This window comes from Chelativorans sp. YIM 93263 (assembly GCF_028767125.1).
Classification (GTDB): domain Bacteria; phylum Pseudomonadota; class Alphaproteobacteria; order Rhizobiales; family Rhizobiaceae; genus Chelativorans.
This window is the reverse complement of sequence record NZ_JAKCWP010000001.1, coordinates 589,237-616,035: the sequence shown is the minus strand read 5'-3', so window position 1 is coordinate 616,035 and position 26,799 is coordinate 589,237. Positions and strand designations below refer to the sequence as shown.

At 61.1% G+C, this 26,799-nt stretch carries 25 protein-coding genes; 15 read left to right on the top strand and 10 right to left on the bottom strand.

Going from position 1 to position 26,799, the window contains the following annotated elements; genetic code table 11:
* The first annotated feature begins 148 nt into the window (after nt 1-148).
* The 3 genes from rpoN (at nt 149) to ptsN (ending at nt 2,936) form a co-directional block, all read left to right on the top strand.
* Nucleotides 149-1,630 carry an RNA polymerase factor sigma-54 gene (gene rpoN / locus LY631_RS03015; protein ID WP_274423625.1) on the top strand — a complete coding sequence of 494 codons (1,482 nt, stop codon included), beginning with the start codon at nt 149-151 and terminating at the stop codon, nt 1,628-1,630.
* Between the two features lie 210 nt (nt 1,631-1,840).
* Nucleotides 1,841-2,416, top strand: a complete 576-nt coding sequence (gene hpf, locus LY631_RS03010) for a ribosome hibernation-promoting factor, HPF/YfiA family (protein ID WP_274423624.1) — start codon at nt 1,841-1,843, stop codon at nt 2,414-2,416.
* 55 nt (nt 2,417-2,471) lie between these two features.
* Nucleotides 2,472-2,936, top strand: coding sequence for a PTS IIA-like nitrogen regulatory protein PtsN (gene ptsN, locus LY631_RS03005; RefSeq protein WP_274423623.1), 465 nt, complete (start codon nt 2,472-2,474; stop codon nt 2,934-2,936).
* A 224-nt stretch (nt 2,937-3,160) separates the two neighbouring features.
* Here ptsN and polA read toward each other — a convergent pair whose 3' ends face one another.
* The 3 genes from polA to LY631_RS02990 all read right to left on the bottom strand — a co-directional run bounded on the left by polA (nt 3,161) and on the right by LY631_RS02990 (nt 8,324).
* The gene (gene polA / locus LY631_RS03000; protein WP_274423622.1) at nt 3,161-6,100 is read right to left on the bottom strand and encodes a DNA polymerase I; all 2,940 of its coding nucleotides are present in this window, start codon (nt 6,098-6,100) and stop codon (nt 3,161-3,163) included.
* 310 nt (nt 6,101-6,410) lie between these two features.
* Nucleotides 6,411-7,826 carry an NADP-dependent phosphogluconate dehydrogenase gene (gene gndA / locus LY631_RS02995; protein ID WP_274423621.1) on the bottom strand — a complete coding sequence of 472 codons (1,416 nt, stop codon included), beginning with the start codon at nt 7,824-7,826 and terminating at the stop codon, nt 6,411-6,413.
* A gap of 63 nt (nt 7,827-7,889) precedes the next feature.
* Complete coding sequence (locus LY631_RS02990; RefSeq protein WP_274423620.1) at nt 7,890-8,324, bottom strand: Fur family transcriptional regulator; 435 nt, start codon at nt 8,322-8,324, stop codon at nt 7,890-7,892.
* A gap of 136 nt (nt 8,325-8,460) precedes the next feature.
* Here LY631_RS02990 and LY631_RS02985 point away from each other — a divergent pair, with 136 nt between their 5' ends.
* The 4 genes from LY631_RS02985 (at nt 8,461) to LY631_RS02970 (ending at nt 10,817) form a co-directional block, all read left to right on the top strand.
* A complete protein-coding gene (locus LY631_RS02985) occupies nt 8,461-8,697 on the top strand; it encodes an Lrp/AsnC ligand binding domain-containing protein (RefSeq protein WP_274423619.1) in 237 nt (78 codons plus the stop codon).
* A 208-nt stretch (nt 8,698-8,905) separates the two neighbouring features.
* Entirely contained in the window at nt 8,906-9,595 is a 690-nt protein-coding gene (locus LY631_RS02980; protein ID WP_274423618.1) for a D-lyxose/D-mannose family sugar isomerase, read from the top strand.
* A complete protein-coding gene (locus tag LY631_RS02975) occupies nt 9,592-10,224 on the top strand; it encodes a nucleoside triphosphate hydrolase (RefSeq protein ID WP_274423617.1) in 633 nt (210 codons plus the stop codon). The genes LY631_RS02980 and LY631_RS02975 overlap by 4 nt, the downstream gene beginning before the upstream one ends.
* Before the next feature lie 92 nt (nt 10,225-10,316).
* A complete protein-coding gene (locus LY631_RS02970) occupies nt 10,317-10,817 on the top strand; it encodes a hypothetical protein (protein ID WP_274423616.1) in 501 nt (166 codons plus the stop codon).
* Here LY631_RS02970 and LY631_RS02965 read toward each other — a convergent pair.
* From LY631_RS02965 to LY631_RS02955, 3 genes are all read right to left on the bottom strand, one after another.
* Entirely contained in the window at nt 10,814-11,677 is an 864-nt protein-coding gene (locus LY631_RS02965) for a C40 family peptidase (RefSeq protein WP_274423615.1), read from the bottom strand. The genes LY631_RS02970 and LY631_RS02965 overlap by 4 nt on opposite strands.
* Nucleotides 11,674-12,024, bottom strand: coding sequence for a MarR family winged helix-turn-helix transcriptional regulator (locus LY631_RS02960; RefSeq protein WP_274423614.1), 351 nt, complete (start codon nt 12,022-12,024; stop codon nt 11,674-11,676). Before LY631_RS02960 ends, LY631_RS02965 begins: the two co-directional genes overlap by 4 nt.
* Nucleotides 12,025-12,087: 63 nt before the next feature.
* Entirely contained in the window at nt 12,088-13,458 is a 1,371-nt protein-coding gene (locus LY631_RS02955) for a leucyl aminopeptidase family protein (protein WP_274423613.1), read from the bottom strand.
* A 122-nt stretch (nt 13,459-13,580) separates the two neighbouring features.
* Between LY631_RS02955 and LY631_RS02950 the strand changes: the two genes are divergently transcribed.
* Nucleotides 13,581-14,399: a tetratricopeptide repeat protein gene (locus LY631_RS02950; RefSeq protein WP_274423612.1), complete on the top strand. Its 819-nt coding sequence runs from the start codon at nt 13,581-13,583 to the stop codon at nt 14,397-14,399.
* A 62-nt stretch (nt 14,400-14,461) separates the two neighbouring features.
* Here LY631_RS02950 and LY631_RS02945 read toward each other — a convergent pair whose 3' ends face one another.
* The 3 genes from LY631_RS02945 to gyrB form a co-directional block, all read right to left on the bottom strand.
* Nucleotides 14,462-15,385, bottom strand: a complete 924-nt coding sequence (locus LY631_RS02945; RefSeq protein ID WP_274423611.1) for an ROK family protein — start codon at nt 15,383-15,385, stop codon at nt 14,462-14,464.
* Between the two features lie 125 nt (nt 15,386-15,510).
* On the bottom strand, nt 15,511-15,990 hold the full coding sequence (locus tag LY631_RS02940) for a pyridoxamine 5'-phosphate oxidase family protein (protein ID WP_274423610.1): 480 nt from the start codon (nt 15,988-15,990) through the stop codon (nt 15,511-15,513).
* Nucleotides 15,991-16,076: 86 nt separating this feature from the next.
* Nucleotides 16,077-18,524, bottom strand: a complete 2,448-nt coding sequence (gene gyrB / locus LY631_RS02935; RefSeq protein WP_274423609.1) for a DNA topoisomerase (ATP-hydrolyzing) subunit B — start codon at nt 18,522-18,524, stop codon at nt 16,077-16,079.
* 304 nt (nt 18,525-18,828) lie between these two features.
* Between gyrB and LY631_RS02930 the strand changes: the two genes are divergently transcribed.
* The 4 genes from LY631_RS02930 to LY631_RS02915 all read left to right on the top strand — a co-directional run bounded on the left by LY631_RS02930 (nt 18,829) and on the right by LY631_RS02915 (nt 22,827).
* Nucleotides 18,829-19,800 (top strand): complex I NDUFA9 subunit family protein, encoded by a 972-nt coding sequence (locus tag LY631_RS02930; RefSeq protein ID WP_274423608.1) that lies wholly within the window; start codon nt 18,829-18,831, stop codon nt 19,798-19,800.
* A 9-nt stretch (nt 19,801-19,809) separates the two neighbouring features.
* The gene (locus LY631_RS02925) at nt 19,810-20,577 is read left to right on the top strand and encodes a sulfite exporter TauE/SafE family protein (RefSeq protein WP_274423607.1); all 768 of its coding nucleotides are present in this window, start codon (nt 19,810-19,812) and stop codon (nt 20,575-20,577) included.
* A gap of 339 nt (nt 20,578-20,916) precedes the next feature.
* A complete protein-coding gene (locus LY631_RS02920; RefSeq protein WP_274423606.1) occupies nt 20,917-22,290 on the top strand; it encodes a PRC-barrel domain-containing protein in 1,374 nt (457 codons plus the stop codon).
* Nucleotides 22,291-22,518: 228 nt separating this feature from the next.
* Entirely contained in the window at nt 22,519-22,827 is a 309-nt protein-coding gene (locus LY631_RS02915) for a hypothetical protein (protein WP_274423605.1), read from the top strand.
* 198 nt (nt 22,828-23,025) lie between these two features.
* Here LY631_RS02915 and LY631_RS02910 read toward each other — a convergent pair whose 3' ends face one another.
* Nucleotides 23,026-23,889 (bottom strand): undecaprenyl-diphosphate phosphatase, encoded by an 864-nt coding sequence (locus LY631_RS02910; protein WP_274423604.1) that lies wholly within the window; start codon nt 23,887-23,889, stop codon nt 23,026-23,028.
* 114 nt (nt 23,890-24,003) lie between these two features.
* Between LY631_RS02910 and LY631_RS02905 the strand changes: the two genes are divergently transcribed.
* The 3 genes from LY631_RS02905 to LY631_RS02895 are packed head-to-tail and all read left to right on the top strand — an operon-like array spanning nt 24,004 to nt 26,716.
* On the top strand, nt 24,004-24,687 hold the full coding sequence (locus LY631_RS02905) for a glutathione S-transferase family protein (protein ID WP_274423603.1): 684 nt from the start codon (nt 24,004-24,006) through the stop codon (nt 24,685-24,687).
* The gene (gene queG / locus LY631_RS02900; protein ID WP_274423602.1) at nt 24,687-25,844 is read left to right on the top strand and encodes a tRNA epoxyqueuosine(34) reductase QueG; all 1,158 of its coding nucleotides are present in this window, start codon (nt 24,687-24,689) and stop codon (nt 25,842-25,844) included. The genes LY631_RS02905 and queG overlap by 1 nt, the downstream gene beginning before the upstream one ends.
* Nucleotides 25,841-26,716 (top strand): SDR family oxidoreductase, encoded by an 876-nt coding sequence (locus LY631_RS02895; RefSeq protein WP_274423601.1) that lies wholly within the window; start codon nt 25,841-25,843, stop codon nt 26,714-26,716. The genes queG and LY631_RS02895 overlap by 4 nt, the downstream gene beginning before the upstream one ends.
* Nucleotides 26,717-26,799 lie beyond the last annotated feature (83 nt).

Here is a 26,799-nt window from a genome sequence, read left to right as displayed (position 1 = left end):
GGAAGAATACGCCGCAAGCCGAATTCGAACTGAGACATGGCCGATTATCGGGGTACACTTGACAAGCAAATTTCGGGCCAGTTCTATCGGATAGATGCGCCACTCCCAAACGGACTTCAAGGCGCGGGATAGATGGAAAAACCGGCAAATGGGCCTTTCGCCGAAGCTCGACATACGTCAAACGCAGTCGCTGGCGATGACACCGCAATTGTTGCAATCGATCCGATTGCTGCAGCTGACGCATGTGGAGCTGGAACAGTTCATCGAAAGCGAAATCGAGAGCAACCCGCTTTTGGAGCGGGAAGGCGGGCCGACCGCGGCGCAGGAAGCCGAAACCGCACCTCACAGGCCGGAAACCTTAGCGGAGTCCATTTCGGCACGGCTTGACAGTTCGCTGGAGAATGTATTTCCGGACGACCCGGGACGCCAGGAGACGATCGGCCCTGATCTTTCGGCGCAATGGCGTTCGGCCCGGGGAAACGGCCTTGCGCAAGGCGAGGCTGGAAGCCTGGAGGCGATCGCTGACACGGCGCCTTCTCTGCGCGCGCACATCGGCGAGCAGATCGTTTTTACCTTTAGCGACCCGGTAGAGCGCCTGCTGGCCCAGGATCTGTTCGATAACCTTGATGATGCCGGTTACCTCACGGTCGCACTCGAGGACATCGCAATACGTACGAAAGCCGACCTCCGAAGGCTGGAAAACATTCTTAAAGCTTGTCAGGGGTTCGACCCGCCGGGCCTGTTCGCCCGCGATCTTTCCGAGTGCCTGGCGCTGCAATTGAAAGCACGCGACCGGCTGGACCCAGCGATGGAGGCGCTGGTGTCCCACCTCGACCTACTCGCCAAGCGCGACTTCCCCACGCTGAAGCGCATCTGCGGCGTTGGCGAGGAGGATCTCATGGACATGCTGGGGGAGATTCGCGCGCTCGACCCGAAGCCTGGCGCGGCTCTTACGAGCCAGCCGGCCGCACCCGTTCAGCCCGACGTCTTCGTAAAGCCGGCCGGCGATGGGGGCTGGGCTGTCGAGCTTAACGCCGACACGCTGCCGCGTGTCCTGGTCAACGAGCCATACTTCACGAAGGTATCGGCAAAGGTCGACCAGGCGGACAAGGCGTTCCTTTCCGAACGCCTGCAAAGCGCGCACTGGCTGGCCCGGAGCCTGGACCAACGTGCGAAGACGATCCTCAAGGTGGCTTCCGAAATCGTACGCCTGCAGGATTCTTTCCTGGCCCATGGCATCGACCATCTGCGGCCTCTGACATTGCGCGCGATTGCCGAGGCGATCGGCATGCATGAATCGACCGTGAGCCGCGTGGTGGCGAACAAATTCATGATGACGCCGCGCGGGCTGTTCGAGCTGAGGTATTTTTTTACAACGGCCATCGCATCCGCAGACAGCGGCGACGCCCATTCGGCCGAGGCCGTGCGCCACCGCATCCGTCAGCTTATCGACGCCGAAAAAGCACATTCCGTACTTTCGGACGATGCTATCGTCGACACGCTGCGGCGGGAGGGCGTCGAGATCGCGCGCCGGACCGTCGCCAAGTATCGGGAAGCAATGAATATTCCCTCTTCGGTACAACGCCGGCGCGAAAAGAAGGCCCGGGCAGCGGCCGAAGCGTCCGCCTGACCCCTCGCCTCGGATCGATTGACAAGCACGGGCGGAGCCACTAGAAGCCCGCCTCCATAGGCCGATGAAAAGGGTAACGTCGATTCCAGTTTCGAAGAAGGATCTGATCCGCCGCGACCCACCGATTTTTCGTCGCGGAACTTGTGTGCGCAGGCAACGCGTATAAACTTCAAGGCGTTGAAAATCTGACCACGAAAGGTCGTTTCTCATATGAGCCTTCGCATTTCCGGTAAGCATATGGATATTGGCGACGCTCTCCGTACTCGTATCGAAGGGCGGATCGGCGACGCAGTGGATAAATACTTCGACGGTGGATTCGCCGGCCGCATAACGGTGGAAAAGGCGAACAACCGCTTTTCGGCCGATTGTATGGTTCATCTCGATACCGGCGCTATTCTTCAGGCGAGGGGTGAATCGCAAGATCCCCACCTGGCTTTCGATGCGGCGGCGGAGCGGATCGAAAAAAGACTGCGCCGATACAAGCGTAAGTTGAAATCCCATGCAACGGCACCCAGCAACGGAGCGCTGGACGCGACCTATCGCGTGATGGCGCCGATCGATGAAGACGGGGAGGAGGTGCCGGATGACTACGCACCCACCGTGGTGGCGGAATCACGACTGCCTCTTCAGTCAATGACGGTTGCCGCTGCGGTGATCGAACTCGATATGAAGGACAACCCCGTTTTCGTGTTCCGCAACGCGGGCAGCAATGAGGTCAACATCGTGTACAGACGGGCCGACGGCAATATAGGCTGGATCGACCCATCGACGGTGGAAGGCGAATAGCCGGATTCCGGCTGTCCCGCCCGATCAGGCGCGGCCTAACCAGAGGATGCAAACCATGGATCTGAGCGATCTGATCGAGGTCTCGGCAATCATGCCGGCCTTGAAGGCCAATTCCAAGAAACAGGTCTTGCAACTTCTTGCCGAAAAGGCGGCTGCGACCACCGGTCTTCCGGAGCGCGAAATCTTCGACACGATTCTACAGCGCGAGCGCCTTGGCTCGACGGGGGTCGGCAACGGAATAGCCATTCCCCATGGCAAACTGCAAGGGATCAAGAACATCACGGGTGTCTTCGCTCGTCTGGAAACTCCCGTCGCGTTTGACGCGCTGGACGATCAGCCCGTGGATCTCATTTTCCTGCTGCTTGCTCCCGAGGGGGCCGGAGCCGATCACCTGAAGGCGCTGTCGCGGATTGCGCGCGTGCTGAGGGATACAGAGACGACGGAGAAAATCCGCGGCACGCAGGACGCCAATGCAATCCACACTTTCCTGGCGGAGGCACCGGCGTCGAACGCCGCTTAGAGCAAGATGAAGTGGGATCGAAACGTAGGGCGGAGGCTGTCCGGGATTGATGACGTCGCGTGCGGTGGTTTTACGGACGTCGGCGCGTTTCGTGACCGCAATGGCATAATCCAGGGTCGGGCCCTAGCCTTATGAAGGCGTTGATATCTGAGCTAATCTGGAACGTCGGCGACTAGCTACCCCCGCTTCGCCATGGCTTAGGTCGGCTTTAGCCATCCCGTTGATCAGTGTGCCTCTTCCCAATTGTCGGCGGCGCGAGCATCCACTTTCAGCGGCACGGAGAGCGCGCGGGCGGGCCAGGCCGCCCCTTCCATCACGGTGCGGATGACGGGTATCGCGCGTTCTACTGCCTCAGCGGGGGCCTCGAAGATCAATTCGTCATGCACTTGCAGCAGCATCTGAATATCCGTGAGACCATTGGCGCGGAGGGCCTCGTCCATGCGGATCATCGCGCGGCGGATGATATCGGCCGCTGATCCCTGGATGGGCGCATTGATCGCGGCGCGCTCGTTGAAGGCCCGCATGGAGGGGTTTGCCGACCGGATCTCGGGATAGTTGGCCCGGCGACCGAAAATCGTCTCCACATAGCCGTGCTCGCGGCAGAAAGCCTTTGTACGCTCCATATAATTCTTGATGCCGGGAAAGCGCTCGAAATAGCGCTTGATATAGGCGCCTGCCTCCTCGCGCGGGATCGCGAGCTGGTTGGCCAAGCCGAATGCGGAGATACCATAGATGATGCCGAAATTGATGGCCTTGGCGCGCCGCCGCACCTCACCGGGCATGCCTTCGACCGGTACGCCAAACATTTCCGAGGCAGTCATGGCGTGGATGTCCAGCCCCTCGGCAAAGGCCTGCTTAAGCTCAGGAATATCGGCGACATGGGCAAGCACGCGCAGCTCGATCTGGCTGTAATCGGCCGAGATCAGCTTGCGCCCTTCCGGCGCGACGAAAGCCGTGCGGATCTTCCGGCCCTCCGTCGTGCGGATCGGAATGTTCTGCAGATTGGGTTCCGATGAGGAAAGCCGCCCGGTTGTGGTCGAGGCCAGCGAATAAGACGTGTGCACGCGTCCTGTGTGGGCATCGATGTAGTCCGGCAGCGCGTCCGTATAGGTGGATTTCAGCTTCGTGACCTGGCGCCAGTCGACGATCTTTCGCGGTAGGGGGTGTCCGGCGGCGGCCAGTTCCTCCAGCACCTGTGCGGACGTGGACCATTGGCCGGATTTCGTCTTTGCCCCGCCGGGCAGGCCCATCTTGCCAAACAGGATCTCGCCGAGCTGCTTGGGCGAGCCGATGGTGAAGCGCTCGCCGGCAAGCTCGTAAATGTCCGCCTCCATCGCCGCGGCAACTTGAGCGAAGTCGCCGGACATGCGCGACAGAATCTGCCGATCCACGCTGATTCCGCGATGCTCCATCCGCCCGATAACGGAGATCATCGGACGCTCCAGCCGCTCATAGACGGAGACGAGTCCGTTCGCGGCCAGCCGCGGCTTCAGCACCTTCCAAAGTCGCAGCGTGACATCGGCATCTTCGGCGGCGTAGTCGGTGGCGCGTTTCAGATCGACCATGTCGAAGGTGATTTTCGAGCGGCCCGAGCCCGTCAGTTCCTTGTAAGAGAGCGGCGTGTGCCCCAGCCAGCGTTCCGAAAGCGCGTCCATGCCGTGCGCCTGGATACCCGCTTCAAGCACATAGGAGATGAGCATCGTATCGTCACAGGGCGCGATCTCAATGCCGTGGCGATAAAACAGGAGCCAGTCATATTTGAGGTTCTGGCCGATCTTGAGCACGGACGGATCCTGCATGACCGGCCGGATGATAGCGAGCGCTTCCTCCTGGCCGAGCTGGCCGTCGAGCAGGCCCCCGCCGAGCAGATCGGTTTCACCGTTCTTATGCGACAGGGGTACATAGGCCGCGCGTCCCGGCGCGGTGGCAAGCGCGATCCCGCAGAGCTCCGCCTGCATGGGGTCGAGCGAGGTGGTCTCCGTATCGAAGGCCAGGAGCCCGGTTTCGCGGGCTTCGGCCATCCACATATGCAGCGTTTCAGGGTCTCGGACGCAAACATAGCCGGAATGGTCGATCGCCTCGGCCGTCGCTCCGTCTGCAAGCTTATTCGCCAGTGCCTGCGGTGTTTCCGCGCTGTCGGTACGGTCCGGTGCGACTTCCCCCTCCGCGCCGGGCTCGTCGGTGCCCGAGGCCGGCACGGTCAGGTCCGGCCCATGCGCGGCGGCGCCGGCCTGAACTTCAACATAGGCGGCATCGATTGCAGCCGGATCGGCGCCCGTGGCTTCCGCCACCCGCCGGGTGAGAGAGGAAAACTCCATCGCCTTCAAAAAAGCGATGAGTTTCGGTCCATCGGCCACCGAATCGAGCGCCAATGCGTCAACGCCCAGTTCGACGGGCGCGTCGTTCCTAAGCCTGACCAATTCCCGCGAAACGCGCGCCTTTTCGGCATATTCGATCAGATTTTCGCGACGCTTGTTCTGCTTGATCTCATGCGCGCGCGCGAGAAGCGTATCGAGATCGCCGTACTCCGCCAGAAGCTGCGCCGCCGTTTTCGGCCCAATTCCGGGCACACCCGGAACATTGTCGATCGTATCCCCCGTCAGCGCCTGCAGGTCGATCATCTTCTCCGGCGGCACACCCCATTTCTCGATCACCTGCTCGACGCCGATTTCGCGATCTTTCATCGGGTCGTACATGGAGACGCAAGGCCGGACGAGTTGCATCAGGTCCTTGTCGGAGGAGATGATCGTGGCGTCGCCGCCCGCCTCCTCGGCCAACCGTGCATATGTGGCGATCAGATCGTCCGCCTCAAATCCTTCCATTTCGATGCAGGGTACGCCGAAAGCGCGCGTAGCCTGGCGAATGAGGCCAAATTGCGGCACGAGGTCTTCCGGTGGCTCGGTCCGGTTTGCCTTGTACTCGGGGTAAAGCTCGCTACGAAACGTTTTCGAGGAATAATCGAAAATGACCGCAAAATGGGTGGGCGTCACGCCAACATCCGTATCGCGCGCGTTGCGCAACAGCTTCCAGAGCATGTTGCAAAAGCCCGAAACCGCGCCCACGGGCAGTCCGTCGGACTTACGCGCAAGGGGCGGAAGTGCATGATATGCCCGGAAAATATAGCCCGAGCCGTCTACGAGGAAGAGATGATCGCCATTTTTCATGGAGGAACGGGTAACGTGGTGATTTGAGGCTGTCTATCACAATTGCGCACGCGACCAAATCTGCCGCCATATCGTGACGTAAACCTGCGCTCTCGCGCCGATCACAAAAAATTAAATAAGTGTAATTCCAACCACCCTTGAATAGCCATTTTGGCGCACAACATATGCTTCATCGGCAATATTATGCCGAGTCCGGCAAAGGCTCGTCCCCCGCCTAAACCGGACAAAAGCGGCAGCCTATTCCCCCTCTCCGGGCTGCCGCGCTTTTCATGAAAAGCCGCCGTGGTTCCCCTCCACCACGGCGGCACTTTCATGTGTCGCTCCAATCTCCGTGGTACGTACCCTCCTTGTCGACACGTTCAAAGCCGTGCGCGCCGAAGAAATCGCGCTGGGCCTGAATAAGATCGGCCGTGCCGCGCGACCGCCGAATCGTGTCGAAGTGCCCGAGGGCAGCCGCGAGCGAGGGCACGGGAATACCCGCCTCGGCGCAACGCGCCACCACGCGGCGCAAATGGGGATGCGCGGCCTCGATCAGGTCTGAAAAGGCTGGCGTCAACAGGAGGTTTTCGGTTTCCGGTGCCTGGTCGAATGCATCTGCGATTTCGCCGAGGAACTGAGAACGAATGATGCAGCCCGCGCGCCAGATGCGCGCTACCGTGCCAAGCGGCAGATTCCAGCCGAACTCGCGCGAGGCGGCGGCCATGACCGAAAATCCTTGCGCATAGGCGACAATCTTTCCTGCAAAAAGCGCTCCTTCGAGGATGGTAAGCGCTTCCTCCGTGGCGGGTCCGGCGGCGGGCGCGGGTGTGCCGAAGCGGTTTTCCGCGCGCTCCCGTTCCTTTTTCGTCGCCGAAAGGCTGCGCGCGGCCACCGCCGCCTCAATAGCGGTTGCGGGAATGCCGAGGGACTGGGCTTCGATTGCCGACCAGCGGCCCGTCCCCTTCTGGCCCGCACGGTCGAGGATCACATCGACCATGGGCCGGCCAGAGCCGGAATCCGTCTTAGCCAAGACGGCGGCGGTGATCTCGATGAGATAGGAGTTGAGGCGGCCCTCGTTCCACTTTGCGAAGATCGGAGCGATGCCGGAGGCGGAAAGGCCGTGCCCGTCGCGCAGGATGCCGTAGATCTCGGCGATCATCTGCATATCGGCATATTCGATGCCGTTGTGAATGGTCTTGACGAAATGGCCCGCACCATCCGGGCCGAGCCAGGCCTGGCAGGCCTCACCCTCGTGGCGCGCGGCTATCGCTTCCAGAACAGGCTCGATGCGCCGATAGGCCTCCTGGGCGCCGCCCACCATAATTGAAGGGCCGTGCCGCGCGCCCTCTTCGCCGCCGGAGACGCCCATCCCTATAAAGCGCGGACCACTCTCGGCCAGTTCGGCCATGCGGCGGCGCGTATCGCGGAAATTGGCGTTGCCTGCATCGATGATAATATCATCCTGCTCGAGCAGGGTGTGCAACGCGGCTATCTGATCGTCCACGGCTTGGCCGGCCGACACCATGACAATGATCGGCCGCGGGTGCTCAATGGCCTCTGCCAGCGCCTTGAGCGAATCGCAAGCGACGATATTCTCAGCGAGCTTTCCCGCATTTTCGACAAACGCCTGAGTGCGTGATCCCGTGCGGTTGAAAACGGCGATCCGAAAACCTTTTTCCGCAATATTGAGCGCCAGATTGGCGCCCATCACACCGAGGCCGATGAGGCCGATATCAGCTTTTTCCATAAATCCTTCAGACCCGTTCGTTGCGCGCGACTGCGCATGGATATTCTGCTTGCACCGGCGGCGCTAGCGCCGCCGCCGCCGCTTTCGCCCGTAAAGCTCCAGCTTGTGGTGGACAATATCATAACCGAGAGAACGGGCGATCTCGTCCTGCAGCGCTTCGATCTTGTTGGACTGGAATTCGATCACGTCACCCGTATCGATATCGATCAGGTGGTCGTGATGCTCCTCGCCGGCCTGCTCGAAACGCGCCCGACCGCCCTCGAACGCATGGCGATGGATCGTGCCCAACTCCTCCAGGAGCTTCATCGTGCGATATACGGTCGAAAGCGATATGCTGGGGTCGATCTCGGAGGCACGGTTGAAAATCTCCATCGCGTCGGGATGGTCCTCAGTCTTCGAGAGAATGCTCAGGATCACCTGCCGCGGCCGCGTGATTCGCACGCCGGCACGCCGCAACTCATCCTCATAGGTCCATCCTCGTTGCGCTTCTTTGTTCATAAGCGGACTATGCTTCAGTTGATCGGCGCTTGCAAAGTTTCGGAATCCAGCTCAGTGGCGATTTCGCCCGTTGACAGGGGAGCAGGTTCGGCCGACCCTCGGCGGGAGAAGTAACGCAGGTTGATCAAAGAGAAACATGAAACCCGTCTTCGTCCAGTTGCGCTGTCAGCCCGGCAAAACATATGAGGTTGCCGATGCGCTCTACAAGCGCGAAATTGCGTCCGAACTTTACTCCACAAGCGGCGATTACGACCTGCTGCTCAAGGTCTATATCGAAGATGGCGTGGATGTGGGCAAATTTATAAACGACAACGTCGCCAATATCCCCGGCATTGTCCGATCGCTTACCACGTTGACCTTCCGGGCGTTCTGAGTGTCTGATCGGATCTCCGGAGCGGACTAAGATGGTGTTTCTCTGCGTGCCGGTACTCGTCTACTGACAGGTACAGTGCGCTCCGGTGCCCAAACAGCATCTTTCTCGCCTCGCTCCGACGAATTTCGTCAGATACGAGGGCGGACTTGGCTCCCGCGCCGGCTTCGTCTACCAAACTGCTGGACCGGGAGACGAGGAGAAAACAGCGATGAAACGCTCGAAGATCAATACGATTCTGCGCGAGAGCGAAGCTTTCATTCGCTCGTTCGGCTATGTGCTGCCGCCATTCGCCGACTTTACGCCGGCCGACATGAAGGCCCGCCGATCGGAAATCGGGGGCATAGTCGATGCCAGACTCGGCTGGGACATCACCGATTACGGCTTAGGGGATTTCGAGCGAGAGGGACTTTTCCTCTTCACTGTGCGCAATGGCAACGCCGCCGCGCTGAAGGAGGGCCGTGGCATGCTTTACGCGGAGAAGATCATGATTTCGCGCCACGATCAGATCTCGCCCATGCACCGCCACGATGTCAAAGCCGAGGACATCATCAATCGGGGCGGCGGCAGCCTGTGCATCAAGCTTCATGCCTCGGCACCTGATGGCAGCGTCGACCCCAAGGCACCTGTTTCGGTGCCGACGGATGGTATCATCCGGCGCTTCGACGCAGGCGGCGTCCTTCGCCTTTCACCCGGAGAGAGCGTCACGCTCATGCCGGGCGTATGGCATAATTTCTGGGCGGAAGATGCCGATGTGTTGATCGGGGAAGTTTCCACCGTCAATGACGACCTGACGGACAATATCTTTGCAGAGCCAATTGCCCGATTTTCCGAAGTCGAGGAGGACGAAGAACCCTATCGTCTGCTTGTCTCTGATTACCCGGACTGGCTTGCTGAATGACACGCGGTATGGAAGTCGACAGCATCGCCGATCGCATATTGTCGCGCGCCGGAGATGCCCGTCGTTTCATAATCGCCGTTGCCGGCCCACCGGGATCGGGCAAGTCCACGCTCGGGGCTGCATTGACGGAGGCCCTGACCGCGCATGGCGAAAAGACGGCGCTCGTGCCGATGGATGGGTTTCATTTCGACGATGCCGTCTTACGTGAACGGGGCCTCGCCGGGCGCAAGGGCTCACCGGAGAGCTTCGACTTCGCTGGCTTCCATACACTTCTCAAGCGCGTTCGCGCCGGCGAACCGGACGTGGCGATCCCGCTGTTCGACCGCTCGATCGAGCTTTCCCGCGCGGCGGCGGCAATCGTCGCGCAGGATGCCCGACTGATTGTGGTCGAGGGCAACTATCTTCTGCTTGGCGAGAAGCCTTGGAGCGCACTTGCGGAGCTGTTCGATTTTTCAATCTACATGGATGTGCCGCGCGCCGAGCTGGAAAGGCGTCTTTTGGCTCGCTGGGCCCATCATGGGCGTGACGCGGCGGCCGCCCGCCACTGGCTGGAAACGAACGACCTGCCCAATGCCGACAGGGTTGCGAAACGGCGCCGTACGTCCGACATAGTGATACAAAATGTGTGAAAGGGTCTGGACACCAGCGATGGAACTACGGTTTATGCCCGGTGTTTGCGGTGTCTGCCCCGCTTGGTGATGCCCATTAAGGAGAATGTTTGATGTATGCTGCCGACATGTGCCGCCCCACATCCGCGGGGCCCATGGAGAAACTCCTGCCGTTATTCATGGCGCTTGCCTTCATGCTTGCTCCGCTCGCGCAGCATTCGCTGATGGCCCAAGGCTTGGACAACGAAGAAGCGATCGACAAAATTATCGGTTCCGATGTGAAGACCGAGGAGACAAACAAGGGCGATCAGAGTGAACGCGTTGTGGCGGCGATCGACAACACTCTTCAAAATGCCGAGGCGGTTCGCAAGGCCTTCAGTCTCGATACGCTGGAAATCGTATTCCTGTCCGATATCGGCCAGGAGAACGGCGCGATCGAAGAAGCCATCGCGAGCCACGAGACCGAGATCGCCAGCCTGCGCCAATCCATCGAGGGCAGCGCAATGTTTTACCACGCCGTGGATTCTCGCGATATCCTTCTTCGCAACATCGTCGCCGTGGAATTCGGAGAAGACGACACCGTGACAATTTTCGTGGAAGGGAATGAGAACTAAAGCCGGCGATATCCGGTGGGCTGTCCGTAAAGCGGCGTGATCCGCTGAATCGCCTCGGCAAGAGATTCTTGCGAAACGGTCATGGTGTAGCCATTCGCGTGGACGACGGTCTTGCCGTCCATCATTATAGCCACGTGCCCACGCCAGAAGACCAGATCACCCCGGCTGAGCATGGACGCCTCACTTATGGGTGAGCCGAGCGCGGCTTCCTGCATGTCGGTGTCACGCGGCACCTCGCGTCCCGCCATGAAGAGGGAAAGCTGCACGAGCCCCGAACAGTCGATGCCAAATCCGCTCGCCCCGCCCCAAAGATAGGGCGTGCCCAGAAACGCCTCCGCAACAGAAACGAAATCCGCGCTTGCTTCATCCAGCAGGCGCAGATGCGGTGCAATCATCGCCTCGCCTGATTCGAGGAGCGCGTAGCGCGTCGTGCCCTTCTCAATCACATCCCTTACGGCAAGCCGCGCGCCAATGCTTTGGGTCCGGACGGGCGGCGCCTTCATGTCCGCCTCCGGGTAGACGAAGCTGCGTGGGATGCACACGATGTGCGTCGGCGCTTGTGGCACGTCGCCCAACTCACTCTCCCGGACGTAGCCGACATAGTTATCGCGCACGTTCTGCACCCATGCCCAGCCATCCTTGCGCTCGAACACACGCACCGTATCCCCGTGAAGGAACTGAGTGTCCATGCCGGCACTTGCGTCCGGGGCCTGATGGACACTCGCCACCGGTGCCGCGACCGCCGCGGGCTCGCCGACGGTGAAGCGCGTCGCCTCGACATGGCGTTTCAAGTCCTCGTCGGCGAGGTCGGGCCGAAAGGCATTCAGTCTGCGGTCCAGGCGGTGGTGTTGAGTACTCACAATGATAGCTCCTGCGCCCTGGCAACAACGACATCTCCGAAACGCTCGACGAAAAGAGCGCCCTCGACCGTGCGGCGGACCAGCACATTGCGCCGGTCGCGCGTGTCTCGGCGACGGGAGACCAGATCGAGGGCGCCCATCCTGTCGAGCGCGCGCGTGATGACCGGTTTCCTCACGCCGAGCCTCTCCGCCAGGCCGCGGACCGTATGCGGAGGCGGGTCGAGATAGACGGTGAGCAGGATCGAAAGCTGCCGCTCGGAAAGGTCGGGCAGGCCAGCCTGTACCTGAAAGAGACAGACCTGCTGCCACAATCTGAGCGCCTGACTCGGCCGCAGAACGACGGACATGGCGAGCCCCGGAAACGTTTCGTTCCCGTGACGATAGAGCATCGGCCTGTCGCTGGAAAGAGGTCAGCGGCCATAGCGCTTGCGCAGAACGGCCTCGATAGCGCGGATGCCCTGCGCCTCGCCGCCCACCGGGCAAGCCGCCTTGTCGTTGGGGTTCCAGCCATAGATGTCGAAATGAGCCCAGGCCTGCGCCTTCTCCACGAAGCGCTCCAGAAAGAGCGCCGCCGTGATCGAGCCGGCAAAGCCGTCCTTGTTCACATTGTTGATGTCGGCCACCTTGGAACTGAGCCGTTCCGCATAAGGCTGCCAAAGCGGCATGCGCCACAACGGATCGACGTTCTCGTCAGCTGCTCCGGCAAGAGCCTCAGCCAGCCCCTCGTCGCGCGTGTAAAACGGCGGAAGATCCGGGCCCAGGGCAACGCGGGCGGCCCCCGTCAAGGTTGCCATATCAATCAGGAGCTCAGGAGATTCCTCGTCGGCAAGCGTCATGGCGTCGGCCAGAACCAGCCGCCCCTCTGCATCCGTATGCCCAATCTCCACGGTCAGCCCCTTGCGGCTTTTCAGAATGTCGCTGGGGCGGAAGGCGTTGGCCGAGATCGCGTTCTCCACGGCGGGAATGAGCACGCGCAAGCGCACCGGCAGCTTGGCCGCCATGATCATCGAGGCGAGGCCCAGCACATTGGCCGCTCCGCCCATATCCTTTTTCATCAGGAGCATATTGTTGGCCGGCTTGATATCGAGCCCGCCCGTATCGAAGCACACACCCTTGCCGACGAGCGTCACCTTCGGCGCCGACTCCGCTCCCCAGCACAGGTCGATCAGGCGTGGTGCCTCGGCGCTCGCACGCCCGACCGCGTGAATCAATGGAAAGTTCTGTGCAAGGAGATCGTCCCCCGACGTGACCGAAATCGCCGCGTCATGAGATTTGGCCAGAGCGCGGGCGGTTTCTTCCAGCGCGTCGGGCCCCATGTCGTTGGTTGGCGTGTTGATGAGATCGCGAGCCAGAAAGACGCCTTCGGCAAGCCGGTCGACCTCAGCCCTGTCGGTTCCTTCAGGTGCCGCGAAAGCGATGTCGGTCGTCGGCTTGCTCCCATAGCGCGTAAAGGCATAGCCGCCGAGACGCAGGGCAAGCGCGACAAGGTGGCGATTCTTCGGAGTGCTGGCGAAGTGCCACTGCCCCTTGGGCAGGTTGCGGGCGAGACGGGCAAAGCTGAACGGAGAGGGGTCGCCCCCGCCCAACCCGAAGAATGCACCGGCGAGCGCGCCGTCGTGGCCGGGAATCGTCAGAACGGCGCCATCGCGCCCGGTGAAACCATTGGCCCGCGCCCAAGCGCATGCCGCGGCGTCCGCGCCGGACTCCTCCAGCACCGACTCACGTGCGAGATAGACGGGCAAGGAGCCACTTTCCCCGGTGGCGGTGAGCGTGAGCGGCATGACGAAACCTTCCTTTCTGAGACGGGATCGATCTTAATTAACACTCCATTAGGGTTAACGGAATATATCCGACGGGAAAGCTTGGGGTTCCGGTGGTGACGCCCCGCCGACGAGGAAACGGGATGAGGCGAAGTCCAGCACGCGCAAAACCGGTATCGATCGCGGTCGCGGTCGCCTTTTCCCTGGCCGTTGCCGGTTGCTCCTCCATCAGCCAAAAAGTCTCGAACATCACAACCGGCTCCACCGAGCGGAGCCAGGCGCGTTCACCGGATTCGATGTCCGCGCGAGACCTGGCCGCCGAGACCGATCGTGTTGGCAGGGCCTACGCCCGCGATCCGAAGGATAAATCCGTGGCCATGCGTTACGCGAGCGTTCTGCAGATGAGTGGCCATGTCGACCAATCTCTCGCGGTCATGCGGAAACTGGCCATAGCCTATCCGAAGGATCGCGGTGTGCTGGCGGCCTATGGAAAAGCGCTCGCGGCGGCCGGCGAATTCGAGCCGGCGTTGGATGCCGTGCGCCGGGCGCAAACGCCGGAATATCCCGATTGGCGGCTTCTTTCCGCTGAAGGCGCCATTCTCGATCAGATCGGCGAGCCGGAAGCCGCCCGCAAGCGCTATAACCGGGCGCTTGAGCTACAACCCGAGGAACCTTCCATCCTGTCGAACCTGGGAATGTCGTATCTTCTGGAGGGTGATCTTCAGGCTGCTGAAGCCCAGCTTCGCCGCGCCGTGGAGAAACCGGGCGCGGACAGCCGGGTACGCCAGAATCTTGCCCTTGTCATCGGCCTTCAGGGCCGCTTCGACCAGGCTGAGCGAATTGCGCGGCAGGAACTCTCACCCGAACAGGCCGAGGCTAATATGGCCTATTTGCGCGACATGCTTGCGCAGAACGATAGCTGGGAGCGCATTGCCCGCGAAGATTCCGGCCGGAACGGCTGAGCATCGAAGACCCGACGGGTTTGAACCCCGGGGGAACGCTCGATACCGGCATCAAATCCAACTCAGACGGAAGCTCCACGGGCTGCCCTTTCCAGGCCGAGCAGCGCGGCACCCAGGAGCCCTGGTTCATCCCGGCAGGCTCCGGGCATCACGAGCGGGCGCTTGAAGGCAAAGAGCGTTTGCTTGCGCACCCGCCGGTCAAGCTCGGCGATAAGGGACCCGGCATTGGAAAGCCCTCCGCCTACCGGCACGATGGTGGCGCCGGTGACGTTGACCACCATGGCTAGCGGCGCGCTTAGAACATCGCACAAGACATCGATCGTGCGCGCAGACGACGGATCGCCCTCCTCCCAGGCGGCGATGATTTCCATGGAGGACCGGTCCTGATCGTGCAAAGCTTTGTGCAGACGTTCCATGCCGCGTGCGCTTCCGATCGGGTCGAGACAGCCCTTCATCCCGCAGCCGCATTGGAAGGCGGGCACCCGAACAGGTGGCGTACCGGCGTAGGCGGCGGCCACCGGCGCATGGCCCCATTCGCCGGCGAAGCCGCCATTAGCGTTGACGAGTTGTCCGCGCGCCACGAGGCCCCCGCCCACACCGGTACCCAAAATGGCGCCGAAAACGATTTCGTGCCCCTTGCCCGCGCCGACACGTGCCTCGGCAACGGCAAAGCAATCGGCATCATTGGCGATGATGACGTGCACGCCCAACGCCTGCTCAAGCTCAGTTTTTAGGCGCCGGCCGTGAATGCAGGAAATGTTAGCGCAAATGGCCCTACCCGACTCGGGATCGAGTACGCCAGCAATGGAGATGGCGATATAAGCCGGTGCTTCCCCTGCGTCTGCAATGGCTTGGCGGAGGCAAGCCAGGAAGGCATCGAAATCCTCGGTGGGGGTAGGCTGCCGCCTGATTGGCTCAATGGATTCCGTCGAGCGCGCTACCGCGCTTCTGATCGTGGTACCTCCGATATCGAAACTGATAACCATTGGCTTCCCAAAAACACGCGAGATCATGTTCACGCGGGAAAGCCATAACCCCCCTGGCCGGAATGTCACCCCTTTCACAGCCTATAGGATTGCAAATCTGCACGTGGGCAGGCGGGGTGAGGGGTCTAAAGATCGACCTTCCGGTTCTTACCAAGGTCCGGTCGTGCATCGGAGACCGCGGCCGCTGCCATCTTGATATAGCTCGCCACCGTACCGGGACCATCCCAGTATTGCGCGTCCTTCGGTGTGACCTTGAGCACCCGGATCGAGGGGTCATCTGGGCTCTTCCACCAGGCCTTAGCCGGCGTGGACCAGAGCTGGCGGATTTTCTCCCGGTCATTGGTGACCTCCGCCGTGCCGGTCACGGAGAGATAGGCCTGACTGCCGGTATCAGCGAAAGCCATAGCCACATGCGGATCATCGGCCAGCTCCTCGTCCTTGTGGCTTTCAGCATCGGTGAGAAAATAGATCAGATGCGTATCGCGGTCGAGAAAGGCGGCCATCGGACGCGCGCGAAGGTCTATCCCGTCACGGCTCACGAGCATGCAGATCCCGATCTTGTCAATCAGTTCCCACACGCGTTCAACAGTGTCGCTGTCCGCCATCGATCAAACTCCATCGTTCACTTTTCAGACGAACGATGGCAGCGTCTCGTTGTTCCGCGTGGCCTCGAAAAGACGGCCTAGCCGGACTACACGTCGAGATTGGCGACCGAGAGCGCATTGTCCTGGATGAACTCGCGGCGCGGCTCCACTTCATCCCCCATGAGGCGTGAAAACAGCGCGTCGGCATCGGTTGCGTCGTTGACCTTCACCTGCAGCAGCGATCGCGCGTCGGGATCGAGCGTGGTCTCCCAGAGCTGCTCGGCATTCATCTCGCCAAGGCCCTTGTATCGCTGCATCGTCAGGCCCTTGCGCCCCGTCGCGAAGATCGCATCCAGAAGCCCCATCGGCCCGGCGATGGTCTCCTTCTTGTCGCTCCGCCTGAGCACCGGCTGCTTTTCGTAAATCTCCTGGAGGCGCTCGGTGTAGCGATCAATAGCACGTGCATCGGCCGAGCCAATGAGTGCCGCGTCGAGAATGATGACGTCGCGTACGCCACGGACCGTACGCTCGAAAAGAAAACCGCCCGCGCCCTCATTGGAGGGGTTCAGCCGGCCTTCCCAGCCGCGCTCTGTCTCTTCAGAGATCATGTCGAGGCGCTCCGCCACGTGCGCTGCGGTAGCGGTCGCGCGCGCGGTATCGACGAGAACCGCCGCGTTCAGCGCCCCAGCGATAGCCGCCTGCTCGACCACCGAGCGGTCGTAGCGCGTATGGAGGCCGTTTATGAGCGAGCGCACGCCCCGCGCGTCGTCCACGATCTGCTTCAGGTCCTGCCCGGAGCGCACTTCGCCCGTGGAGAGCGCCAAGGAGGCCTCCTGCAGGCCGGAATCGATCAGGAACTCCTCGAAAGCGACCTCGTCCTTGATGTATTGGACGGACTTGCCGCGCGTGACTTTGTAAAGCGGCGGCTGAGCGATATAGAGGTTGCCGCGCTCGATCAACTCCGGCATCTGCCGGAAGAAGAACGTCAAAAGCAGCGTTCGAATGTGGGCGCCGTCAACGTCTGCGTCCGTCATGATGATGATCTTGTGATAGCGCAGCTTTTCCGCGTTGAACTCGTCTTTGCCTATTCCGGTGCCGAGAGCGGTGATCAGCGTGCCGATCATGTCCGATGACAGCATGCGGTCGAAACGGGCGCGCTCTACGTTCAGGATCTTGCCGCGAAGGGGCAGGATCGCCTGATTCTTGCGCGAACGTCCGCTCTTCGCGGAGCCGCCGGCGGAGTCACCCTCGACGATGAAAATCTCGGATTTCGAGGGGTCACGCTCCTGACAGTCGGCCAGTTTGCCCGGAAGTGAGGTGATGTCGAGGGCGCCCTTGCGCCGCGTCAACTCGCGCGCCTTGCGGGCGGCCTCGCGCGCGGCGGCGGCTTCCACGACCTTGCCGACCAGCACCTTGGCTTCGCCCGGATGTTCCTCCAGCCACGTGCCGAGGCCCTCGTTGACGAGACTTTCGACAACAGGACGCACCTCGGAGGAAACCAGCTTGTCCTTGGTCTGGGAGGAGAATTTCGGATCCGGTACCTTGACCGAAAGCACTGCCGTCAGCCCTTCGCGGCAATCATCGCCGGTGAGCGATACCTTCTCCCTCTTCGTCAACCCAGACACATCCGCATAGGAGGTAACCTGGCGCGTCAGGGCGCCGCGGAAACCGGCCATATGCGCGCCACCGTCGCGCTGAGGAATGTTGTTGGTGAACGCCAGCACGTTCTCGTGGTACGACTCGTTCCACCACATCGCAAGCTCGACGACGATGCCGTCGCGCTCGCCCGTAATAGAAATCGGTGCCTCGATCAGCGGCTTTTTGGACCTATCGAGATACTTGACGAACTCGATGATACCGCCTTCGTAAAGGAATTCCTCCTGCTGGACGTCCGCGTGCCGGCGATCGGTCAGGACGATGCGCACCCCGGAGTTGAGGAAGGCGAGTTCCCGCAGGCGGTGCTCCAGCGTGCCGTAGTCGAATTCCGTTTTGGTGAAGGTTTCTGGCGAGGGCAGGAAGGAAACTTCCGTGCCGGTTTCGTCGCCGGCGTCGCCCGTGACTGCCAACGGGGCATCCGGTACGCCGTGCGAAAACGACATCTCGTGGATCTGGCCCTTGCGGCGGATCTTGAGCTTCAGCCAAGCCGAAAGCGCATTGACAACCGAAACGCCCACGCCGTGAAGGCCGCCCGAGACCTTATAGGAATTCTGGTCGAACTTGCCGCCCGCATGGAGCTGCGTCATGATGACCTCGGCCGCGGAGACGCCTTCGCCTTCGTGCATATCGGTCGGGACGCCGCGTCCGTTATCGGTCACCGTGCAGGAGCCGTCGGGATTAAGCGTTACCGTGACCAGCGTCGCATGGCCGGCCAGCGCCTCGTCTATGGCGTTATCGACCACCTCATAGACCATGTGGTGAAGACCGGAGCCATCGTCAGTATCGCCGATATACATGCCGGGGCGCTTGCGCACGGCATCCAAACCCTTGAGAACCTTGATGGATTCGGCGCCATATTCAATCGTTTCGCCGGGGAGTGTTTCGGGCGTGTCGTTCATGAATCGCTTTCGTCAAGGACGCGCCGTCATGGCGCAGGGATTTGCCGCGAATCAGCGGCTTGATAACGGTTAAGATATAGGCATTTCAACGGCTTTTTCCAAGTTTTGAAGAGGTAAGCGAATAGTGGCCGGTGGATAGCGAAGCGAGGGTCGGGACGTAGGGCTTTACCGTTTTCTCCCCGCTCCCTTATCCCATTCGCTATTTCGCTACTCCCTGTTCGCTCCTTTGCTATGAGCCCTTTGCCTTTGACGCCAAAGGTGATTAAGAAGCGCGGAAAAGAGGCATAATGGAGACCGAGGCATTATGGCCACCATAAGCCAGAAACCCAAGCTCGTCACCGTCTTCGGCGGGTCCGGATTTGTCGGCCGTCACGTGGTACAGGCCCTGACGCGGCGGGGCTATCGCGTGCGGGTTGCCTGCCGCAATCCGCATACGGAAATCCACGTCCAGACGCTTGGCAATATGGGCCAGGTGCATGCCGTGCAGGCCAATCTGCGCTATCGCTGGTCTGTGGACCGGGCCGTCGAAGGCGCGGACCACGTGGTCAACCTCGTGGGTATCCTGCACGAATCGGGCCGCCAGAGCTTCGACGCGGTGCAGAATGTGGGCGCGCGCGCGGTGGCGGAAGCCGCCCGGGCCGCAGGCGCCGGACTCACGCATGGCTCTGCCATTGGTGCTGATCTCGATTCGTCCTCCGCATACGGGCGCAGCAAGGCCGAGGGCGAGCAGGCGGTTCTGGAGACGGTGAAGAACGCGACTATTCTGCGCCCGTCCATCATTTTCGGTCCGGAGGATTCCTTCTTCAACCGATTCGCCAACATGGCCCGTTTTTCTCCCGTCCTGCCGCTGATCGGCGGCGGGCAAACGAGATTCCAGCTTGTTTACGTGGGTGACGTTGCGGAAGCCTATGCACGATCGGTGGACGGCGACCTTACGGGCGGCGCCATCTATGAGCTCGGCGGGCCGCAAGCTCTAACGTTCCGCGAGTGCATGGAGGAGATGCTGGATGTCATCAACCGCAAGCGGCTTCTCGTCTCCCTTCCCTGGTCTCTCGCGCGGCTCCAGGGCCGGTTAATGGGCATGCTGCCAAATCCGCTGATCACGCTCGATCAGGTGCGCATGTTGGAGAAGGACAATGTCGTGTCCGACGAAGCAAAAGCGCGCGGCCACACGCTGGAAGGGCTCGGAATTCCGCAGCATTCGATCCATGCCATCCTGCCGACCTACCTGTGGACGTACCGACCCGCGGGGCAGTTCACCCAGCCGCAGATGTAGGATCGTTTATTGGACCTGCTGAACGCAATCCTGCCGGACGCGCTGAGCGCGCCGGCTGCCCTGCTCCTGGTGTTCGCCAGCTTCTTCACCTCCGCTTTAACTGCCGTTTTCGGCCTCGGCGGCGGTGTCGCGATGCTGGCGCTGCTCGGCATCTTCATCCCGGTGGCGGCACTCATTCCCGTACATGGCGCAGTGCAGCTTGGCTCCAATTCGGGCCGTGCCTGGCACCAGCGGGCGCACATCGTGCACGGGATCGCCGTGCCTTTTATCGCGGGAAGCGTGGTGGGCGCGGTTGTCGGAACGTACTTCGTCGTGCAGCTTCCCGACGCGCTTTTAAAGCTCGCGCTTGGGCTTTTTGTGATCGTCATCACCTGGGCGAAGATCCCGGGCGCTGCCAGGATCAGCAGCGCGGGGCTTGTGGTGGGCAGCGCGGTACTCGCGCTCCTGAGCATGTTCTTCGGCGCCACAGGACCGCTGTTTGCCGCTGCGTTCGCGCAACTTATCACCGACGACCGGAAAGCGCTGATCGCCACCCAGGCCGCCGGCATGATGATCCAGCATGCGCTAAAGGTAATCGCATTCTCGATCGCCGGCTTTGCCTTCGCTCAGTGGCTGCCCTTCATCGTCGTGATGATCGCCTCGGGTTATCTAGGCACCCTTTACGGCACCGGGCTGCTCGACAAGCTGCCCGAGCAAAGCTTCCGCCGCTGGTTCCGGATCGGCCTTACGCTGCTCGCGCTCGACCTGGTACGCCGCGGGGTGACAGGTCTCCTGTAAGTTAGCGAGGCACCGAAACCTTAGCTACGTGCATAGGGAGTGGCGCGCCGCAGCCACTGCTTCTTGCCGTTGATGGTGATCACGCGTTCATCTAGATGCCATCTGTCGCCGAACCGTCCCTATCCAGGCGAAGAAGCGCTCGAAGGCCTGTCGCCACGGCTGCACGACGATGCCGCCCTGATCGCGCTTGCGCCTCACAATCGAATGCCTTGCCCGGAAAATTAGGAACATAACTCGCGCCGATTTATTGGCTGATCGGGACAGCGGTAAAGCCGCTATATGCGACGAACGCCATTCTCGTGCGCGTCGCACGCCCGTATCACAGCGATGGAGTTGAATATGACCGGAAAAAGCAAATTAGTTCTTGCCGCCGGCTTTCTTTGTGGAACCGCACTGCCGGCAATCGCACAAGAAGCCAACCAAACCGAAAACGAGCAGTCTTGCCAGCGACTGACGGAGCTGATCGATCAGTACGAGAATCAGTTTCAAGAGGAATGGATCGATCAGGCAAACGAAGTTGCGAATCAGGGACAGCCGCAAAACTGCGCCCAGTATGTGACAGAAGCCGAACAAGCGGCGGAGCAACTCGAGGCGCGTCAGCAGAACCAGCAGACCGGAACGGACCAGCAAGAGAATCAGCAGGCGGGGACGGACCAGCAAGGCGAACAGGAACAGGGTAACCAGATCCTCGTCGAGCAACCTCAACCCGAGGTAACGGTCGAGCAGGATTCGCCCGAAGTTACATACGCACAGCCTCAGCCACGGGTAAACGTACAGCAGGGTCAGCCCGAAATTGTCGTACGTCAGGCGGAGCCCACCGTTCGGGTCGAAATGCCCCAGCCGACCGTATCGATCGACCAGCCGGAACCGGAAATCATCGTTAGGATGCCGGAGCCTCAGGTCTCCGTCTCCATGCCCGAACCTCAGATCGACGTCTCGCAGTCCCAGCCTGAGGTCCAGGTTCAGCAGCCGGAGCCTGAGGTCAATGTGCAAGAGCAGGAAAGCGCAGAGGTTCAGGTCGAACGCGGCCAGCCGGTGGTTCAGGAACAGAGCCAAGGCGAGCAGCAGGCTCAGGTGAATGTCGAGCGCCAGGAGCCACAGGTCAGCTACGAAGCCGCCGAACCGAACGTCCAGTTCGAATCTTCAGGCGAGCCGCAGGTCAGCTTCAACCGTTCCGGTGAACCGCAGGTGCGCTTTGAGGAGATGGATCAGCAGCAGCAACAGGCGTCTGCGGAACAGGACCAGCAAAACGCCGGCGAAAGCCAGCAGAGCGCGAGTGCCGATCAGGCCCAGCAGCAGTCTGATGACCAGCAGACCGCCAGCATCGGACAGCAGGACGTGCCGCAGCAGGCTTACGAAATGCTGAGCGGCGACGGCGGTCAGGGCGACGCGCCCGGCGAGTCCACATCCGTTAATGTTTCCGAGCTTGTCGACAGCCAGGTCGTCAATCAGGACGGGGAAGAACTGGGCACGGTCGACCGCGTTATACGCGCCAATGATCGCCTTTATGTTGTCCTCTCCGACGGCGAGAGCATCGGGTTTGGCGGTGAAGAAGTCGCCCTGCCGCTCGAGAGGATTTCTTCGGCAAGCGACGAAGATCAGCTTATTCTGCGTGGTATGTCCGACCAGGAGATCGAGCAGATAACCCAGATCAGCGTCGACAGTGGTGAAGAGCTTCAGAGCGACCAGGAGGTCCAGATCTCACAGACCTAGACGATGACAATCTCCATGTGCCCACCCCGTCGGCCGCGATGCCGGCGGGGTTGTTGGCGTACTTCGCGGACCGCTGTTCCGTCGCCGGCCGCAAACTGAAGAGCTACGAACTCGGCCGCGTGATCGGCAACTATGGATACACGAAGCCGGCCGGCACCACCCGACGCATAAAAGAAACAAAAACAGTGCCTGTGCCGTTTGCTTCGAGGCAGAAGGAGAAACGAAAACGTGCGAACGATCTTTTTTGGTGTTGTGGGCTTAGTCGCGATGAGCGCTGTTGCGTCTGCTCAGGAGCAAATTCCGGCTTGCCAGGAGCAGCAACAACTCGAGCAGGTTTTAGCCAGCGATGGCGAGATCATGCCGGAAAGCTGTCGACAAGTGAGTATCAGCGTCTTGGAGAACAATGGCGATCGGCTTTGTCTGGTCGATCTTACAGGCGAGAGCGAAGGCTTTGTGGAGCAACTCCAAGAAGCTGCTGTCGAGCAGCGTTGGTGGATTCTGTGCGAGGAAGTTGAAGCAGCTATACAGGCGCCGTAAAATTGGCGATGTCAGACGAGGCGTGCAAACAGACGGCGCGAGCAAGCACGTTCGTGATCCGCTGCATCGCCGCCGTTGCTTTCCCCCATAAGTGAACGCCATGCAGTCTGAGGTGCCAGCTTGAGGTCCAGATCCCTCACTCCCTCTGCCCACCTTGATAAGTTTGCGGCCCCGCATCAGAGAGAGGAGGTTCGACGGTCAACCGAAATGGCTCGGGCTCCAGCCTGCGCCATAGACGAGTGCGAGCAGAACGATCCCGAGCACGAGGCGATAAACCACGAAGGGCGCGTAGCTTGCGTTGCGTAGCCAGCGCATCATCAGCGCAATGGCGATCCAGGCGGTGACAAACGCCAGCGCGCCCCCCAGAACAGCATCGGCCGTCAAACGCGTGTTGCCGCCGTTGTAGAGATCATAGGTCGCCAGCATCCCGGCCGCGACGATCGTCGGGATTGACAAGAGGAGCGCGAAGCGCGCCGATAGTGGCCGATCAAGCCCCAGGAGACGGCCACCGGTCATAGTGATACCGGACCGGCTGACGCCCGGAATGATCGCGAGGCACTGGAGGAGGCCGATAACGAGTGCATCCCGCATGGTCATCTCGTACGGATTGTCTTTCTTAATCTTCGCCCGATCTGCCATCCACAGCACGACGCCGAAGATCAGCGTCATCCAGGCGATGATCTCGGTTGAGCGAAGGAGATTTGTGACCATATCCTTCGCCAGGAAACCGACAACAACGATGGGGAGTGTTCCCACCAATACGAGCAGGAAAAATCGAAAACGCGGACCGCTTCTTCCCGTCAGCCCGTCGACAACACCCAGCACGATTTCGACGAAATCGCGCCAGAAATAAAGGATGACCGCAAAAAGGGAGCCGACATGCAGAGCGACGTCGAAGGCAAGTTCGTCGGCCGGCGTACCCTCCATTGGCGGCAGGCCCAACTCCAGCAGGAGATCGCGTCCGAGGATGAGATGCGCCGAAGAGCTGATCGGCAGGAATTCGGTAATCCCTTGCACAATCGCCAGGAAAAAAATGTAGTAAAGCGCCACATTCGACCCCACTTGCTTGTGCCGGCTTTCGTCTGCCCCTATAGCTCGGGAGCGTTCGAGATTCGGGCTTTCCGCACTATATCGATGGTCATTAAATGGCCAGCTTAATCAGAACAAAACCACACCATGCTGACGCTTTTTCACCATCCTCTTTACGCCTCCTGCCGATTTGTCCGCCTGACATTCGGTGAGTACGGGGAGGAATTGACCCTGATCGAAGAGCGTCCGTGGGCGCGGCGGAAGGAATTCCTCGTGCTCAACCCGGCCGGAACGGTCCCCGTGCTGCTGGCCGAGAGCGACTACGCCATCGTCGGTGCGACGGTCATCGGCGAGTACCTCGACGAAACGCGCGGCGCCTTTCAGCGCGAAAGGCGCCTGATGGCTGAAGACTCGCTTGGCCGGGCGGAAATCAGGCGGCTGGTCGACTGGTATCTCGTTAAAATGGACGGTGACGTGACCCGCCATCTGGCGCGCGAGCGGGCGCTGAAACTTCTGATGGACGAGGGCGGCTCGCCAGACGCCGGGGCCATTCGCGCAGCCCGAGCCAATGTGCGCCAGCACCTGAAATACACCAACTGGCTGGCCGCAACCCGCGACTGGCTGGCCGGCCCACGCCTTTCCTATGCCGATCTTGCCGCCGCGGCTTCGCTTTCCATCCTCGATTATCTCGGCGAGATCGAATGGAACGAGCATGAGGCGGCGCGCGACTGGTACAGCCGCATGAAGTCGCGGCCCTCCTTCCGTTCCCTCCTGAGTGACCGCGTGCGCGGCCTTGCACCGGCTTCGCACTACGCGGATCTGGATTTTTGATGCTTGCCGCGCAAGCCGCACCGGAACGGCTGCGCACGTTCATCGAACAGGAGGCGCGCGCGACAGGATTCGACGTGGTCGGTTTTACCACGCCCGACGCCGCGCCGGCCGCCCCGGCGCGCCTGGCGCACTTCCTAGAAGAAGGCCGCCACGGCACCATGGCGTGGATGGAGGAAACGGCAATGCGCCGTGCTCACCCGCGCACTTTGTGGCCGGATGTGCGCTCCATCATCATGCTCGGCATGAATTACGGGCCGGACGAAGACCCGCTGGAGCTGCTCGAGGAAAAGGATCGGGCCGCGATTTCCGTCTACGCCAGGAACCGTGACTATCACGACGTAATCAAAGGACGCCTGAAGCAGATCGCCGGCAAGCTGGCCGCGCGCGCAGGCGAGGATGTAAAAGTGTTTGTCGACACCGCGCCGGTGATGGAAAAGCCGCTGGCCGAAGCCGCCGGCATCGGCTGGCAGGGCAAGCACACCAATCTGGTCAGCCGCGAGATAGGCTCATGGCTCTTTCTGGGTTCCATATTTACCACGGCAGAAATCCCGCCCGACAAGACCGAAACCGACCATTGCGGCTCCTGTCGGGCTTGTCTCGACATCTGCCCGACGGATGCCTTTCCAGCCCCCTACCAGCTCGATGCGCGGCGCTGCATTTCGTATCTGACCATCGAGCACAAGGGCCCGATCCCGCATGAGTTTCGCGCGAAGATGGGAAACCGGATCTATGGCTGCGACGATTGCCTGGCCGTTTGCCCCTGGAACAAATTCGCGCAAGAGGCTTCGGAAGCCAAGCTGCAGGCGCGTGAAGACCTGAAGGAGCCCCGGCTTACGGACTTGCTGGCGCTGGACGACGCGGGCTTCCGCGCATTCTTCTCCGGTTCGCCCATTAAACGCATCGGCCGTGACCGCTTTATCCGTAATGTGCTGATTGCCGCCGGAAACGCGGAAGATCCAGCGCTGATTGCGTCGTGCAAACGGCTTCTGGAGGATGCCTCACCCCTCGTACGCGGCGTGGCCGTGTGGGCCCTTTCGCAACTTCTCAGTGAACAGGCGTTCCGCGACTTGGCCGAGAAAAGGCGTGCGGTCGAGGCCGACCGCGAGGTGCGATCCGAGTGGGACTATGCGCTCGGTACGGAGACGGTCGACGAATGAACAAACGGATTTTCATTTTCGGCGCGGGTTTTTCCGGCCGGGCAATCGGCGAAGCCCTCGCCCCTGAGGCCGAATTCATCGGGGGGACGACGCGCGATCCGGACAAGGCCGGGGGGCTTTCCGCGTTAAAGATCGAGCCGTTCTTCTATACCGGCGATGGGCTTTCCGACGAGCTGCACGAAACGCTTCGCACAATTACACATCTGATTGTGTCGATCGCACCGGGAGAGGGGGGTGATCCGGTCCTTGCGGACATCGACACGCCAGCGGTTCTGCCGGCGCTGGAATGGATCGGCTATCTTTCCACTGTGGGCGTTTACGGCGACCATGGTTGCGCATGGGTCGATGAAGAAAGCCCATGCCGGCCCGCATCCGCGCGCTCGCGCCGCCGGATCGACGCGGAGAAGAATTGGGCCGGCTTCGGCCGGCGAGCGGACGTCCCTGTCGCCCTTCTGCGGCTGGCCGGCATCTATGGGCCGGGCCGCAATCCCTTTGTCAACCTCGCCAAAGGGACAGCCCGGCGTATCGTGAAACCGGGACAGGTCTTCAACCGCATCCACGTGGCCGACATTGCCGGCGCAATGCGGCATCTGCTGCACCAGAAAGCGGCGGGTATTTTCAATCTCGTCGACGATGAGCCGTCACCCTCCCACGAGGTGGTGGCGTATGCCGCTTCATTGTTGGGTGTGGCGCCGCCGCCGGAAATCCCGTTCGAAGAGGCGGAGCTCGGCCCCATGGCCCGCTCCTTTTACTCCGAATGCAAGCGCGTCTCGAACGCCAGGCTGAAGGCGTCCGGCTACAGCTTACAATTTTCGAACTATCGCGAGGCGCTCACCGCGATGCGGGCCACCGAGGGGACAGTGTTGGGCTGAACGTCGTAATCGGGGTGGTGAGCGGAAGCTCCCATTCCTTCAGCCAATTGGAAGATGCGGACTCGGTCATTCCTATGGTGGGC